The organism is Flavobacterium ichthyis (assembly GCF_009915155.1).
GTDB lineage: Bacteria > Bacteroidota > Bacteroidia > Flavobacteriales > Flavobacteriaceae > Flavobacterium > Flavobacterium ichthyis.
Map to the genome: position 1 here is coordinate 184562 of NZ_JAABLM010000005.1, position 15993 is coordinate 200554.

General features: G+C 37.1%; 14 protein-coding genes. 5 read left to right on the forward strand and 9 right to left on the reverse strand.

All coding sequences use genetic code 11. The annotated features are described in order from the left end of the window. Positions 1 to 11 precede the first annotated feature (11 nt). A complete protein-coding gene (locus GV828_RS05780) occupies positions 12 to 2090 on the reverse strand; it encodes a site-specific recombinase (RefSeq protein ID WP_166536533.1) in 2079 nt (692 codons plus the stop codon). A gap of 81 nt (positions 2091 to 2171) precedes the next feature. Here GV828_RS05780 and GV828_RS05785 point away from each other — a divergent pair, with 81 nt between their 5' ends. Beyond that, positions 2172 to 2645 carry a CYTH domain-containing protein gene (locus tag GV828_RS05785; RefSeq protein WP_166536534.1) on the forward strand — a complete coding sequence of 158 codons (474 nt, stop codon included), beginning with the start codon at positions 2172 to 2174 and terminating at the stop codon, positions 2643 to 2645. Between the two features lie 11 nt (positions 2646 to 2656). After that, positions 2657 to 3526: an alpha/beta hydrolase gene (locus tag GV828_RS05790; protein WP_166536535.1), complete on the forward strand. Its 870-nt coding sequence runs from the start codon at positions 2657 to 2659 to the stop codon at positions 3524 to 3526. A 743-nt stretch (positions 3527 to 4269) separates the two neighbouring features. On the opposite strand, the gene GV828_RS05795 is transcribed toward GV828_RS05790, so the two are convergent. The 7 genes from GV828_RS05795 to GV828_RS05825 all read right to left on the reverse strand — a co-directional run bounded on the left by GV828_RS05795 (position 4270) and on the right by GV828_RS05825 (position 12070). Next, on the reverse strand, positions 4270 to 5682 hold the full coding sequence (locus GV828_RS05795; protein ID WP_166536536.1) for an efflux transporter outer membrane subunit: 1413 nt from the start codon (positions 5680 to 5682) through the stop codon (positions 4270 to 4272). Beyond that, positions 5672 to 8848 carry an efflux RND transporter permease subunit gene (locus GV828_RS05800; RefSeq protein WP_166536537.1) on the reverse strand — a complete coding sequence of 1059 codons (3177 nt, stop codon included), beginning with the start codon at positions 8846 to 8848 and terminating at the stop codon, positions 5672 to 5674. Before GV828_RS05800 ends, GV828_RS05795 begins: the two co-directional genes overlap by 11 nt. Positions 8849 to 8860: 12 nt before the next feature. Continuing rightward, entirely contained in the window at positions 8861 to 9997 is a 1137-nt protein-coding gene (locus tag GV828_RS05805) for an efflux RND transporter periplasmic adaptor subunit (RefSeq protein ID WP_166536538.1), read from the reverse strand. A gap of 26 nt (positions 9998 to 10023) precedes the next feature. Beyond that, positions 10024 to 10512, reverse strand: a complete 489-nt coding sequence (locus GV828_RS05810) for a GbsR/MarR family transcriptional regulator (RefSeq protein ID WP_166536539.1) — start codon at positions 10510 to 10512, stop codon at positions 10024 to 10026. Between the two features lie 112 nt (positions 10513 to 10624). After that, positions 10625 to 11005, reverse strand: coding sequence for a septal ring lytic transglycosylase RlpA family protein (locus tag GV828_RS05815; RefSeq protein WP_166536540.1), 381 nt, complete (start codon positions 11003 to 11005; stop codon positions 10625 to 10627). A gap of 1 nt (position 11006) precedes the next feature. Beyond that, on the reverse strand, positions 11007 to 11510 hold the full coding sequence (locus GV828_RS05820) for a septal ring lytic transglycosylase RlpA family protein (RefSeq protein WP_166536541.1): 504 nt from the start codon (positions 11508 to 11510) through the stop codon (positions 11007 to 11009). Between the two features lie 110 nt (positions 11511 to 11620). After that, positions 11621 to 12070 carry a hypothetical protein gene (locus GV828_RS05825; protein WP_166536542.1) on the reverse strand — a complete coding sequence of 150 codons (450 nt, stop codon included), beginning with the start codon at positions 12068 to 12070 and terminating at the stop codon, positions 11621 to 11623. A gap of 170 nt (positions 12071 to 12240) precedes the next feature. Here GV828_RS05825 and GV828_RS05830 point away from each other — a divergent pair, with 170 nt between their 5' ends. Genes GV828_RS05830 through GV828_RS05840 form a run of 3 tightly spaced genes read left to right on the forward strand, consistent with a single transcriptional unit; the run spans position 12241 to position 15638 of the window. Next, entirely contained in the window at positions 12241 to 12627 is a 387-nt protein-coding gene (locus GV828_RS05830; RefSeq protein WP_166536543.1) for a hypothetical protein, read from the forward strand. Between the two features lie 59 nt (positions 12628 to 12686). Beyond that, a complete protein-coding gene (locus GV828_RS05835; protein WP_166536544.1) occupies positions 12687 to 14924 on the forward strand; it encodes a cation:proton antiporter domain-containing protein in 2238 nt (745 codons plus the stop codon). Between the two features lie 24 nt (positions 14925 to 14948). After that, positions 14949 to 15638, forward strand: coding sequence for a DedA family protein (locus GV828_RS05840; protein ID WP_166536545.1), 690 nt, complete (start codon positions 14949 to 14951; stop codon positions 15636 to 15638). 123 nt (positions 15639 to 15761) lie between these two features. Here GV828_RS05840 and GV828_RS05845 read toward each other — a convergent pair. Then, positions 15762 to 15993 (reverse strand): IS3 family transposase (locus tag GV828_RS05845; RefSeq protein WP_166536546.1); only part of this gene is annotated, 232 nt, incomplete at its 5' end.

Below are 15993 nucleotides of genomic sequence, written 5' to 3' on the forward strand. Positions count from 1 at the left end.
CAAAACAAAATTTATTTCTTCGTGGTTTCGGAATTATTGGGTACTAAAACCGACTTGACTTGACGTTCAAAGGGAAAGAAAAAACTGGAAGGTTTCGTTCGGAAATGTTTCCAAATGGATGCAAATACAAACCGCAATTCCGAAAGTGGAATGTTTCGTGACCGAAATGCCAAGCCTAATGACAAGGCAAAACTCATTAAGAAGTTAACCAAACCAATCACGCCAATTCCTACAATACCCCAAATCACGGTAGAAGTGGCCACCAAATAATTTGCACCATACAATCCTAAGGCCAAGTTTCCGCTGGCAAAAGTGATATGGCGAATATCTAAATTGAGTCCGAAAAATAAACCAATCGACGCGGTGGATCCCATAAAAATTCCGAACCAAAAATTAGAGATGATACCTGCCCATTTTTTTTCATAAAGTGAAGCTATCTTCATAGTTTTTACTTTTCCAAAACGACGTTTTAGCCAAGGATGTTCTTGAATGCGGTAATAAACATGATGATGTTTGTCGCGGTTGGCAACGCTTCCCGAGATAATTCCGGATAAAAACAAAAAGATTCCTGCAATTGCCGCGTGAAACATCGCAGCAGAATGTATCGGACTCAAATCTGTTAATAATTTGTGCCATTTTGCGGCAGCGATATTATAGGCAAAAATAATGTCAATCAACCAAATTCCTAATAAAGCCACGGGAAACGCCATGATCACATTTCCTACAAATGCTATAAATTGCGAGCGAAATACTCGGGCAAAAAGTACTGCAAAGGCTTCGTGTTTTTCGCTATCATTGCCTTTTTTCTTGATACCTTTTTCTAAGGCACTTACCAAAGCTGTCGCTGTCATGGCAGGTTGTTTGGTAGCCAAAGTAAATCCACAAAGGTAAATGGCTATGAAACCCACCGAATAATTCAGGCTGTATAAAAATGCATGTCCAAAGGAACTGGTTTCAATTTTGCCCAACAAAACTTTTATAATACATAAAATTCCTACGATTAATCCACCCCCTAAAGCGGCACGGAACATTTTTAAATATTCCATACGGGATTCGGTGATGTATTTTTCGCCTGTTTTTGCAGTATGTTGGGTAATTTCGTATGACAATAATTGGGTACTTTCGTTCACTAAATCACGAACATCGTTTTTGTAACAATTATACTTAATGAGTTTCAATGCCAAATTGATGGTGTGAAGTTTTTTGGTTTCTTCACGATCTATTACCAACAACGGAATCAATACTTGCAAACGATATAATTGTTGGCGAATTCTCAATAAATTTTGGTTTACCCGAAGTGAAATCCCGTATTTAGTAGAATTAGTGAAAGCTTTTTGTACGAAATCAGTACATTGCTTATGCAAAATGAGCAATTGTTTATAGCTTAAATCAGATGAATTGATGTAATGCGATGCTCCTGTTTTTCTAATGGCGTCACCTACTTGGTGTAATTCTTTTTCAAATGCTGTAAATGGGCTTTCAAAATTATCATATTCCGGAACCATTTTAATCACGTCAGTTTCCATCGCTCTACCCGAAATTCTTTGGGTAATGATGTTCATAGCATGCAACATTTCGGAAAGTGGTGATTGTTCGGCGACGGATTCGTAAAGGTCACCAAAGGTCATCAAATCAAAAAATTCTTCGAGTTGTATGATGGGAATTTTATTCACCCAAACCGCATCCGTACTCTTATAAAACACCTGATTGAGTACGTATTCTAACGAATCTTTTTGTGGTTGATGCGGTAAAAATTTCGAAAAAAGTCTTTTCCTGATTTCAAAAATAAAATCCACGTCGCGCAGGATTCCGGCATCTGCCAAAAATTTGTTGAAACGTTTACCTTGCAACAATTTTTTAATATAATAGGAAAGCTGAAGCCTGATAAAATCATTGTCGCGCAAAAAATCGTTTAAAAAATGCAAATGCACCATTTTTACATTTTTCACGTTATCCGGACGAATAATTTCTACCAATTTTACCAAAAGTTCTAACTCATCTTCGGTTTGTGTCCAAAGCTGGCTTTCATCGAAATAGTGAATTAAAAATGTATCAATTGAGAACTGAGGTCTCTTCTTTTTGAACTTCATAAACTTTCGGGGTAAACTTATGTGTAAATGTACAAATTGACTTTATTTTTTTTCCTACTTTAGGGCATAAAATTTATACAAATGCAGGAAATTGAACGCAAATTCTTGGTCAAAGACAACTCCTTCAAAACAAATGCGTTAAAAGCCACCGCAATTGCGCAAGGCTATTTATCAACACATCCTGAACGAACTGTAAGGGTAAGAATCAAAGGCAAAAAAGGATTTTTAACTATTAAAGGAAAAGGAAACCTAACCGGAACCACAAGGTTTGAATGGGAAAAAGAAATTCCAGTAGAGGAAGCCAAAATGTTATTACAATTATGCGAAAAGGGCGTCATCGAAAAAACGCGCTACGAAATTCCGGTAGGCAATCACACCTTTGAAGTTGATGAATTTTATGGTGAAAACGCAGGTTTGCTATTAGCCGAAATCGAACTTGCTCACGAGGATGAAATTTTCGAAAAACCTAATTGGCTTGGTGCAGAAGTGACCGGAAATGTTCAATATTACAATGCTTATCTTTGCCAAAACCCTTATATTACTTGGGAAATTTAAATTTATTTTTGATGAAAAACCTACTTCTTTTACTACTTTTTGCGGTTACAGGAAATGCGATTGCCCAAAGAAAAACCACAATCAATTATTTTAAAAACGATACCCTTTCGCTTGATTTAGATTTGTATTTACCTGAGAAAAAATCGGTTGCCAATTTACCGCTCATGATTTTTGTTCACGGCGGCGGATTTTCTGGTGGCGAACGGCAAAATGGCGACAGTTTTTGTAAATATCTTGCTCAAAATGGTTACGCTTCAGCGACGATTACCTATACGCTTTACGCAAAAGGAAAAAATTTTGGTTGCAATGGCAAATTGCCTGATAAGATAAAATCGTTTCAGCATGCGGCAAATGCGGTTTGGATGGCAACAGCTTATTTTTTGAAGAATGCCGAAAAACACAAAATTGACTCTGAAAAAATATTTATTTCGGGTTCAAGTGCAGGTGCCGAAGCGGTTTTGCATGCCGGTTTTTGGGATTTTAAAAAAATGAATTTATATCAATCTGTAAATATTCCGGAAGATTTTCGTTATGCCGGAATTGTTTCGGGAGCGGGGGCAATTATGGATTTGAACTTGATTACTGAAAAAAATGTGGTGCCAATGTTTTTTTTTCACGGCGATAAAGATACAGTTGTACCTTATGGAACGGCAGCTCATCACAATTGTTCAACGGATGCTTCAAACTGGTTGATGCTTTTTGGGTCGAAATCTATTTATGATCATGCGGTTTCGCTTAACGAAAATGTTTTTCTCTACACTTTTTCGGGTGGAGGTCATGGCTTTAGTGGTTGGCTTTTTGAAAAAAATCCTGCGCCAATTTTGACGTTTTTAAATGATCTGGTAGCCGGAAAAAAATTCAATGGGAAAGTTGTGGAATGATTTCGGATTTCGGATTTTGATTGGAATTTAAATTGCTACAGATTTCATGATTTAAAGGTTTTTTTGAATTTTGAAATTGTCATTGATTTCTTTTTTTTACCGCAATCCCGAAGCTTCGGGAGCAAGGATTCTCGCAAAGACGCAAAGCCGCAAAGTTTTTTGGAATTTATTTATTGAAATTTCCTTCTTGATTGGAAATTGGGATTTTTAAAATTGGAATTTATTGATAATTTTTTACCGCAATCCCGAAGCTTCGGGAGCAAGGATTCTCGCAAAGGCGCAAAGCCGCAAAGTTTTTTGGAATTTATTTATTGAAATTTCCTTCTTGATTGGAATTTGGGATTTTTAAAATTGGAATTTATTGATAATTTTTTACCGCAATCCCGAAGCTTTGGGAGCAAGGATTCTCGCAAAGGCGCAAAGCCGCAAAGTTTTTTGGAATTTATTTATTCGAATTTCCTTCTTGATTGGAATTTGGGATTTTTAAAATTGGAATTTCTCTCCATTTTGGTAGCTCGCGTGAGGGATTGAGCCTTTGTTTGAGCTCGTTTTTTTGGCTCCACTTCGTTACACCAAAAAAACAGCGAGTGGCGAAAGCCCGACCTTTTGCTTCCCGACACTTCGGGGAAGCAAAAGGGCACGCCCAAAATATTTTTTGAAAAAAAACCACCAAAACACGAATGTTTGGTGGTTTTTGAACAAAAACAAAATCAATATAATTTGGCATGAACCTAAATTATTTTTTACTGCCATCCGCCGCCTAAAGCGCGGTAAAGTTGGATGATGGCATTGTATTGCTGGTATTTATTGTCGATTAAACTGAGTTCGGCGTTTAGAGCGTTGTCTTTGGCGGTCAACACTTCGAGGTAATTGGCCAAACCGTAGGTTAACAACTCGTCAGAATAATCGGCGGCTTTTTTGAGGGCGTCCACTTGCTTTTCGCGAACGGTAATTTTGTAGGTTTCGTTCTCGTAATTTGCCAAAGCGTTTGAGACTTCGTTTCCGGCATTGAGCAAGGATTGTTCGAATTGCAAATAAGCGGCTTGTTGGTTAGCTTGGGCAATTTCGTACTGACTTTTGATGCGTCGTTGGTTAAAAATCGGTTGGGTTAAACCGGTCACAATGTTGGCAAAAAGTGAGTTGGTGCTGAACCAATCTTTTAAATCGATACTTTGAAAACCTCCGGTTGCAGTGATGCGAAATGTAGGATAAAAATTACTTCTGGCAACATTGGTTTGTTCAAAAAGTGCGATTAAATTATATTCTGCCGCCACAACATCTGGACGGTTACGAAGTAAAGTGGCGGGAACGCCTAACGTAATTTTGGGTTGCAAATTTTGCGTTTCGAAAGTGCTTCTTTCCACTGGTTTTGGATTTTCGCCTAACAAAATATTGAAACTGTTTTCTAAAACAATGAGGCTGTTTTTTAAATCTGCGATGATTATTTCTGTGGCAAATTTTTGTGCTTCGGTTTGTTTTACGGCAACTTCGGTTACATTTCCGGCATCTTTTAAGGCAAAAATAGTTTCCACGCTTTCGTTGCGGTTTTGCAAGGTAGATTCGGCAATTTTAATTTGCGCATCTACGGAAAGCATTTGGTAATAAGTAGCGGCAATGTTGGCAATAAGCTGTGTTTTTACGGCTTGTTGTGCGGCAACGGTTTGCATAAAATTAGCGTTGGCTGCTCGTTTTCCGCTGCGAATTTTTCCCCAAATGTCAGCTTCCCAACCTAAATTTCCGGTAAGTTGGTATTGGTCAACATTGGTTGGACCGCCACTTCCGGCAACTAATCGACCAATTTGGGTATTTTTAGAAATTTCTTGATGTGTCCAATCTGCTCCAACGGAAAAAGTAGGTAAATACGCTGCTTTGGCTTGTCTTAACGATGCTTGTGAAGCCGCGATATTTTGCATGGCAATTTGGATGTCGAGGTTATTTTGCAATCCGTTTTTGATGTGATTTTGCAATTGCGGATCGGTAAAAATTTTGTCCCAAGAAACATCGGCTAAAGAAACTGTGTCCGTTTCTAAAACGGATGTACGGTAAAGATTTTCTGTTTTGAGTTCGGGTCTTTGGTATTCTTTGGCACTAAAACACGATTGCATCACGGCAAGCAAAGCCAAGAATAGAAACCCTTTGAATATATTAGTTTTCATAATTTTCGTTTAATGGTGAAATGGCGTTGTTTTCGTTTTCGGTTAGCGTTGGTTTTCCAGAAATTCGCTCTTGCAAACTTTGGAAAATCACAAATAAAACCGGAATGACAAATACTCCGAAAATGGTTCCTATTAGCATTCCGCCAACGGCACCCATACCAATTGATCGGTTTCCGACAGCTCCAACCCCCGAAGATAATGCCAGCGGTAATAATCCGAATATAAATGCTAACGAGGTCATCAAGATTGGTCGAAGACGTGCTTTTGCCCCTTCAATAGCAGATGCTGTCAGGTCCATTCCGTGACGTCGTCTTTGAATGGCAAATTCAACAATCAAAATGGCATTTTTAGCCAATAAACCAATCAACATGATTAAAGCTACTTGGAAATAAATATTGTTTTCGAGTCCGGTAAGCTTGATAAATCCAATAGCTCCAGCAATTCCAACGGGTAAGGATAATAATACGGACAATGGAACTAAGTAACTTTCGTATTGTGCACTTAATAAAAAATAAACGAAAATTAAACTCAAAAGGAAAACACCAATAGCTTGACTTCCGGCTAAAATTTCCTCTCTTGTCATCCCCGAAAATTCATAACCGTAGGTTTGTGGCAAATGTTGCGCGGCAACTTCCTGAATGGCTTTGATAGCATCTCCAGAACTGTAACCCGGATTGGCTTTTCCGTTCACATTCACAGCTTTTAGAAGGTTGAAACGTGCCACAGCTTCGGGTCCATAAATTCTTTTTAAATTGATAAATTGACTAATGGCAACTTGTTGTCCGTTAGCATTTCTTACAAAAATATGATTGATAGAATTTTCGTCAGCGCGATCTTCCGGTTTAGACTGAATCATCACACGGAATTGTTTTCCGAAACGGTTAAAATCAGTAGTGTACAATCCGCCGTAATATCCTTGCATTGTATTAAAAATATCCGAAATGGCTACTCCGGCATCTTTGGCTCTTTCTACGTTGATATCCATTTGATATTGCGGGAAATTCGGATTGAAATTGGTCATGGCATATTGAATTTCCGGACGGGCATTTAACGCCGCTAAAAATTCTCCTGAAACCTGACTTACTTTTTGCCAGCTATCATCGCCTTTGTCTTGAATTTTAAATTCAAATCCATCTGCCGTTCCAAATCCTTGAACACTTGGCGGTGTGAAAAACAATAATTTAGCATCTTTAAATCCGGCAGTTTTGGCAAATAATTCGCCAACGATGGCATCAACGGTTTGATTGTCATCGGTTCTTTCTGACCAATCCTTTAAACTAATAACCGAAAACGCATAAGAACCTCCGTTAACTCCATTAAGCAAACTAAAACCTACCACACTCATTCTGGCTTTAATCAAAGGCATTGATTGAAAAACCGAATCTAATTGATTGACTGCTAATTGGGTTTTTTCGAGCGTGGTTCCGGGAGGCATGGTTAAATCTGCCATGATAATTCCACGGTCTTCATTTGGAATAAATCCTGAAGGTGTGGCACGGAAAAGTAATAAAGTAATTCCGGTGAAAACGACTAATCCTACAACAGTTACCCATTTTCTTTTTACCAAAAACCCAAGCGATTTTACGTATTTGGCATTCATTTTATCGAACCCCGTGTTGAAAGCTATGAAAAATCTTTCTTTTAAATTTTTCTTTTTACCATGATGTTCTTTGTGTGGTTTTAAGAAAAGTGCACACAAAGCCGGACTCAAAGTCAAAGCGTTTACTGCCGAAATCAAAATGGAAACTGCTAAAGTGATTGCAAATTGTTGGTAAAAAACGCCCGAAGGACCACCTAAAAATGATACCGGAATAAATACCGCCGACATCACCAAAGTAATCGAAATAATCGCTCCGGTAATTTCGCTCATGGCAGAAAGCGTTGCTTCTTTCCCAGATTTGGCACCTTCGTCTAACTTGGCATGGACAGCTTCGACGACCACGATGGCATCATCGACCACTATACCAATTGCCAAAATCACAGCAAAAAGCGTTAACATATTAATCGAGAACCCGAAAAGTTGTAAGAAGAAAAATGTTCCTACAATAGCAACCGGAACCGCAATCGCCGGAATTAACGTTGATCTAAAATCTTGTAAAAACAAAAATACTACGATAAATACCAAGATAAATGCTTCAACTAGAGTGGAAATTACTTTGCTGATTGATGCGTCGAGGAAGGTTTTGGTATTAAACGGAATCACATAATCAATTCCTTCGGGAAAATCCGCTTTAGATTCTTCCATAATTGTCATCACCTCTTCCACAATATCTTGGGCATTGGAACCTGAAGTTTGGAAAATTCCCACAGCAACTCCTTCATGTCCCATTCCAAAGTTTTTAGAACCGTAATTAAACGCTCCTAATTCTACGTCGGCAACATCACGAAGATGAACAAAATTTCCGTTTCCGGCAGATTTGATCACGATGTCTTCGTATTCTTTTGCGGTAGAAAGTCGGCCTTTGTATTTAATTACATATTCGTAAACTCCTTCGGCATTTTCACCAAATTTCCCTGGAGCGGCTTCTACATTTTGTTCGTTTAAAGCTGCTTGAACATCTTTTGGAGCAATGTTGTAAGCGGTCATTTTTTCGGGGTCAAGCCAAATTCTCATCGAATAATCTCTGGCACCAAAAACGTTCACCTGACCAACACCTTTTACACGTTGCAGTCGTGGAACAAGATTAATTTTGGCATAATTCTGGACAAAAGTTCCATCATATTCCGGATTGTTGGAAAACATTGAAAGGAACATTAATGCTCCTGTTTGACTTTTGAAGGTAGTAACTCCTGTTTGCACAACGGCTTGAGGTAATTTACTAGTAGCTCTCGAAACACGGTTTTGCACATTTACTGCAGCAATATCAGGGTTCACTCCTAATTCGAAAAAAACGGTAATTTTTGCCGAACCATCATTGGCTGCAGAAGAAGTCATGTAGGTCATGCCTTCCACTCCATTAATTTCTTCTTCTAACGGAATCACCACGGAATTTAAAACCGTTTCGGCATTCGCTCCGGTGTATGTTGCGCTAACCTGAACCGTGGGTGGCGCGATTTCAGGATATTGTTCTATTGGAAGTGAGGTCAACCCTAAAATACCTAAAATGGTAATTAAAATTGAAATCACGGTGGAAAGAACTGGTCTTTCTATAAATGTTTTAAGCATTGTTCTTGAAAATTATTTGGTAGGGATTGAGGTTGAAACAGAATCATTTGCGGTTGAAGCATTTTTATTGGCTTGCGCTTCTTGTGGTACAATCTCCATATCATCTTTTAATTTTGAAGCACCTTCTACTACCACTTTTTCACCCGCTTTCAATCCATCGGTTACGATAAAATTAAGTTCCGAAGTTCCGTTGGTTTTAATAATTCTTGATTTTACTTTGTTGCCATTTTCTACAACATAAATCATTTGTTTTCCTTGCATTTCAAAAACGGCATTTTGTGGCACGACAATTACGTCTTGCTGAACAATTGGCAATCGTACAATTCCGCTAGATCCACTTCTTAAAATTCCTTCAGGGTTTTTAAATTCGGCTCTAAACTCCGTGGTTCCGGTAGTTGGATTTACCAATCCGTTCATGGTTGCAATTTTTCCTTTTAAATCATATTCAGAACCATCAACCAAAAGCAATGATACTTCTGGCGCAGATTTTAATTTTTCGGCTGTAGTCGCTCCTTTAAAAGTTTTGTTGAAAAAAAGCAATTGTTTTTCGTTCATAGAAAAATACGCACGAATCACCTTGGTATCAGAAACTGTGGTCAAAGGCATTTCGCTTGTGGCACTAACCAAACTACCTTCGCGATACGGCAATCCGCCAATAACGCCATCAACCGGAGAAGTGATGGTTCCGAAACCAATGTTTGCTGCAATACTTCCGTAGTTGCTTTTAGCTTGTGCCAATCGGGCTTTGGCGGTTTCAAGCTGTACGTTTGAAATAATTTTTCTGTCAACCAAAGGTTTTAATCTGTCCACTTCTACTTGAGCAGCATTTACAGCAGCTTTTGCAGCAGCAGCATCTTGATTTAAAGTTTGGGTTTCCAATTTAAAAAGCAATTGTCCTTTGCGAACTACTTGTCCTTCATCCACATAAATTTTTTGAATAAATCCGTTTACTTTTGGACGAATTTCTACATTTTGTTGACCTTCGAGATTAGCAGTGTATTCTTGGTAAACTGTAGCATCTTGTTGCGTTATTGTTTGCACCGGAAAAGGCATTGGTGGTGGCGCTTGTTGTGCTAGTTCTTCTTTTTTCCCACAGGAAATTAAAACTAAAACAGCAGCGATTGTGGTAAAAATTGACTTGTTTTTCATTATGAAAAAATATAAATAGGGGTTTATTATTCGGGTTTTTTACTTTCGAGTTCTTTAAATTGATTGATGGTTTTGAGCAATAACGCTTCCATTTCAATCACGTGTTGTTTGTAAGTATTGGTGCGGTGCATTTCGATTTGTGCAACGCTACAATGGGCAGTTTTCCCTCGATAATCCAGTAATTTGTCAATGATTTTTTTTTCAAAAGCAATCATTTTCAAATAATTATCAAATCGTTCACTGAAAGGTGCAGGACGGTAAAATTTTTTGCGTTCGCCGGTTAAGGTAAAGTAATGAATTTTGCCCATCTTTTGGAGCAAATTCAAATTTGTGGAAACACTGCTTTTGCTCGCTCCAGTCATCTCGATCAAATCATCGAAAGAGATGCTTTTGGAACAAGAATCTAAAATTAAAATTCCCAAAATGCGCGAAGCCAATGGCGGCAAGTGCATTATGGTTTCAAAGTGGACCCCAAATTGTTCAATAAGTTCGGCTCGTTCTTTTTCAATATTCATCTTCTCTTTGCTAAAAATATTGGCAAAGATAAAACTGGTTCGGAAATTACCGAACTAAACGAACTTAAATTTTTGTTAATTAAAATTCAGGAGATGGTAAAGGGACGGAATCTTATCGCAAAATTTCTATGTTCACACGCATTTTGGCGCGACTTTTTGGATCGCTGATTTCCTGATAGGCTTTTTTTGCCATATCAATTTCAAAACCTCCTGAAAAAGGACCACGGTCGTTAATTTCTACCACAACTGATTTATTGTTGCTCAAATTGGTCACGCGAACTTTTGTCCCAAATGGTAGTTTTCTATGAGCTGCAGTCAATTTATTATTGCTAAAAGTTGCGCCACTTGCGGTTTTTCTTCCGTTAAACTTATCAGCGTAAAAACAAGCGGTTACATTTTTTTTATACATTTTACCAGAATCATAATTTTTGGCAGAAGAACATCCTACTGCCAAAAAAATTCCAAATAAAAATACTAACAACTTTACATTCATCTTATTGCACAATTTCAAGAGTAACTTTCATTGCACCGCCATAACGACTTGGAGCGATATCCATGAACGCTTTTTTAGACAGATCAATATCTTTTCCTTTTACAAACGGACCTCTATCTGTGATTTCAACGATTACAGATTTTCCGGTTTTTTCGCTGGTAACCCGAAGTTTAGTGCCAAAAGGCAATTTCCGATGTGCGGCAGTATATTTTTTGTTGTCAAAAATTTTTCCGCTTGCAGTACGACGTCCGGTAAATTTATCGGCGTAATATGAGGCATTAGCGTTCTTTTTAAAAAGTTTGTATTTTTTTGATTCCTCAATTTTGAGGCTATCCAACATCATGGCTTTTTTAAGAGAATCCTGCATTATTTTGACGTCAACTGCAACTTTTTGTGGCGTTTTTTGAGGCGGAATTTTTTGCGAAGGTGTTTGTTGCAGCAGGGTTGCATTCGCTAAAATGGCAACTAACAATACGGTAAGAATAATCGTAATCTTTTTTTTCATGACGGATATTTTTAAATTATAGGCATTTCATTATTTTACAATTATGAAACCTTTAACAATTATCATACCTAAATGAAAAAAAGCCCAAAAACGGGCTTTGATTTTTCATTTTATGCGAACCATTGAGACCAAGGAATTCGGGACAATAATAATATAATTCCTATCACATAAAAAATAGCTATTTTTTTAAATTTCGAAGAAGATTCCACTGCTTTTTTATGTTTACTCCAACCAATTGTAATAAAAATAATGGCTAAAATATTGACAAAAGGATGCTCAACTGCTAATAATCTTATTTCAGAATTTCCCATGACTTCTTTCATGCCCAAACTCGAAAAAAGTGAAAATCCTTTAGGCGAAACAAAATAGAGTGCCATACCTAAAACCAATTGGATATGAGAAGCAATCAAAGCAAACATTGCAATTCTACGATCTTTAGGATTGAATTCATTTTTAGCAGAAAGCCCTATAAATGAATTAATTATAGCAACAATTAAAGTAAGAATTGCCACATAAGCAATCCCTGAATGTGATTCTAAAATAAATTTATAAGCGTCCATTTTTGTAAGTTTTATTTTTACAAATATATCTAAAATTTAATTCCGTAGTTTTTTTGACCAATTCCCAACTGCAATTCATATCGATTATAAATTGTGATTTTTAACAAATTAACATTTCTTTAAATCTGAAACAGCGTTCAGTTGTTACCGATTGTATTATTTTTGCGAAAATGGCAAAACAAAGAATTTACATACTCGTTTTTTTGTTTCTGGCTTTCGCCGGAATTTTCTGCCATGCGGCAAATGCCAACACGGTTTCGTTGAAGGTAAATGCTTCGGAGTACCTTTCGCCTAAAAAATTAAGCCAGAAGGTTTTACAATTTTCTTCGAAAGAAAAATTCCAGTCGCAAAATAATTCAGGTGAAACCATCATGGAAACTTTGGCGAAAGCCGTAAAAGCAAGAAATCCTTTTGGTTCGTTATACCAATTTCAGGTCGCAGAAAACTTCTGTGTTGCACAATTTGAGAATTTTCCGGATTTATTTTTTGCCGAAAAAACCGTCCATCTTCGTCCAAAAAACCTGCATCATTTTTATCATTTTATTGCCTTTTGGTAAGTAACATTCGTTTAAAATCAACTTGAAAAAAATTTTCAACGAACTAAACTTAACTTTATATGACTGCAGAAAAAACCGCCGAAGCCTCGCATCACCTCTATCCTTTGATTAGCGATTTGGGATTAATTTTATTAACCGCTGGAGTTGCGATTTTAATTTTCAAAAAAATAAAACAACCCTTGGTTTTGGGTTACCTGATTGCGGGTTTTTTATCCGGGCCGTATTTTACCTTTTTCCCATCAGTTCAAGACAAGCAAAATGTGGAAGTTTGGGCCGAAATTGGGGTGATTATTTTACTATTTTCATTGGGATTAGAATTTAGTTTTAAAAAACTGATGAAAGTTGGCGGAACCGCATCCATCACGGCATTGGTACAAATAATTTCTATGGTTTTCTTGGGATATTGGTGCGGAAATTTGATGGGTTGGTCTTTTATGGACAGTATTTTTTTGGGTGTGATTTTGTCGATTTCGTCCACCACCATTATCCTTCGAGCGTTTGACGAATTAGGAGTGAAAACCCAAAAATTTGCCGGAATTGTTTTTGGTGCTTTAATTGTAGAAGATATTGTGGCAATCTTAATGATGGTGTTACTTTCAACGATTGCGGTTAGCCAACAATTTTCGGGAATGGAATTATTTTACAGCGTTTTAAAATTATTTTTCTTCTTGATTTTATGGTTTGTGGGTGGCATCTTTTTTATCCCAACCCTACTCAAAAAAGCCCGAAATTTGTTAAGTGATGAAACGTTGCTAATTGTGTCTTTAGCGCTTTGTTTGACGATGGTAATTTTGGCTACAAAAGCAGGATTTTCGCCGGCTCTTGGGGCGTTTATCATGGGATCCATCATTGCCGAAACTACAAAAGCCGAACGAATTGAACATTTGATAAAGCCGGTAAAAGATTTATTTGGAGCCGTTTTCTTCGTGTCGGTTGGAATGTTGATTAACCCAGAAACGCTGGTAGAATATGCTTTTCCGGTAGCAATTATTACGTTGCTAACGGTTTTTGGAAAAACATTTAGCTCTACAATAGGTTCGTTAATTTCGGGTCAACCGTTGAAACAATCTTTGCAAACCGGAATGAGTTTGGCACAAATTGGAGAATTTTCTTTCATTATTGCTACTTTAGGAATGAGTCTTGGCGTGACGAGCGATTTTCTGTATCCAATTGTAGTAGCAGTTTCGGCGGTTTCGACTTTTACAACGCCGTTCATGATTAGGCTTTCGGTACCAACTTACAATAAGCTTGAGAAAATTTTGCCGAAAAAAATAACCAACGCCATTGAAAGTTACAGTTCTAGTTCGCAAACGATTAAAGCTACGAGTAACTGGGTGCAATTTTTAAGGGCAAATATTTTGCAAATCACTATTCACTCAGTTTTAATCATTGCGTTAATTTTACTTTCTTCCCGAATTTTATTGCCGATGATTAATGGTTCGCAATGGGGAAATATTGCGATTGCGGTGGCAACTTTGGTGGTGATTTCGCCATTTTTGTGGGCTTTATCGGTAAGAAAAATTGCCGTGGAAGCTTATGCAGAACTGCGAAAAGAGAAAAGATTTAAGGGTCCGATTTACATTTTGCAACTCATCAGAATTTTGTTTGCTGTGTTTTTCATAGGATTGTTGCTGAATAGTTTCTTCTCAAATTTTATTTCGTTTGCGGCTTTGGTATTATTGTTTGTGACGTATTTAATTTTTCCGAAGAAATTACAAAACCTTTACGATAAATTAGAAAATCGCTTTATCGAAAACCTGAACGACCGCGAAAACGTGGAAGCGCAAATGAGTAAACGCGAACTTTCGCCTTGGGATGCTCACATAACCACTTTTGAAATTAAACAAGATGCATCGTTTTTAGGCAAGCCTTTGGTGGAATTATCGCTTCGGGAAAAGTTAGGAATTAACATTGCAGCAATTGTTCGAGGCAACACAACCATTAACGTTCCTAATAGAAATGAGACGATTTTTCCGGGCGATATTTTATACATTATTGGAACTGACAGACAGATTGATAAGTTTAAAGTGTATCTCAACCAAAACAAAATTCCGGCGCTTGAAAACCACAGCGAAATGGTGCTGAAAACTTTTGAACTGAAAAATCCGAATTTTATTGGAAAAACCATCAGAGAGTCGCAACTTCGCGAAAAAACTAACGGTTTGATTGTAGGCATTGAACGCGAGGGTCAAAGGCTGATAAACCCTGAATCTCACGAGGTTTTGGAGAAAAACGATATTTTATGGATTGTTGGCGATTTGAAAAAAATGAACTCGATTACCCTAAACACACATTAATTTTTATTTTATTTTTATTTTCTGATGGAAAACTTTGATTGGAAACAGCTGATAAACCCCGAATTTTACATTGCCATGGAAATTGGTGGCGTGAGTATTGGGTTATACGTAGTATTATTTATTGTATTCGCCGAAACGGGTCTTTTTGCGGGGTTTTTCTTACCTGGAGATAGTTTGCTTTTTTTAGCTGGAATTTACAGCCGCGAATTGGTAGAAAATTTCACAACCATTGAAAGCGATTTTGGAAATGTGGCTTTGTTGGCAACTTTAGTAGCTCTTGCGGGAATTTTGGGAAACAGTGTAGGTTACTGGTTTGGCGCCAAAAGTGGTTGGTATCTTTATAAAAAAGAAGATAGTTTTTGGTGGAAGAAAAAATATTTGGAACAATCCCGAGTGTTTTTTGAAAAATATGGTGGCAAAGCAATTATCATTGCCAGATTTTTACCTATTTTGAGAACATTTGCACCAATCATTGCCGGAATTGTTCAAATGGATAAAAAGCGATTTATGTTTTACAACATTTTGAGTTCATTTGTTTGGTCGTTCGGGTTGATTATGGCAGGACATTATTTGTATGAATTATTTTTGAAAAAATGGAGCATCGACTTAAAAAGCCACATTGAAATTATTATCATCATCATTGTGTTGATCACTACTGTTCCGCTGATTTTGAAATTTATTAGAGGAAATAAGGAAACAAGCGAAGAAGCTTAAAATACAATCCCGGTCATCCCGGGATTTTTTTATGGTTTGGAGGGAATTTATCTAGCAAAAAATGTGTTTCTGTATCCATGAGTTATCCTAAAAACGGTTGACTCGTTAATAAATCAAATATAGTTAAATCGTGACAGGATCAATTCTGTTACGATTTATTTTTTTCCATTGTTCTAATTGTATTGTTTTTTGTTGATGTGCTTGACTTGGAGTTACCATATTAATAGTCATATGTATCCTTAAGTTGTTGTACAAATCAATTGCTTGTATGACTTGTTTGTATAAGTTTTGATAGTTTTCAAAGATTTCATGCAGTCCAAATTCTTCTTTCAGGATTCCATTTACTCTTTCAGCT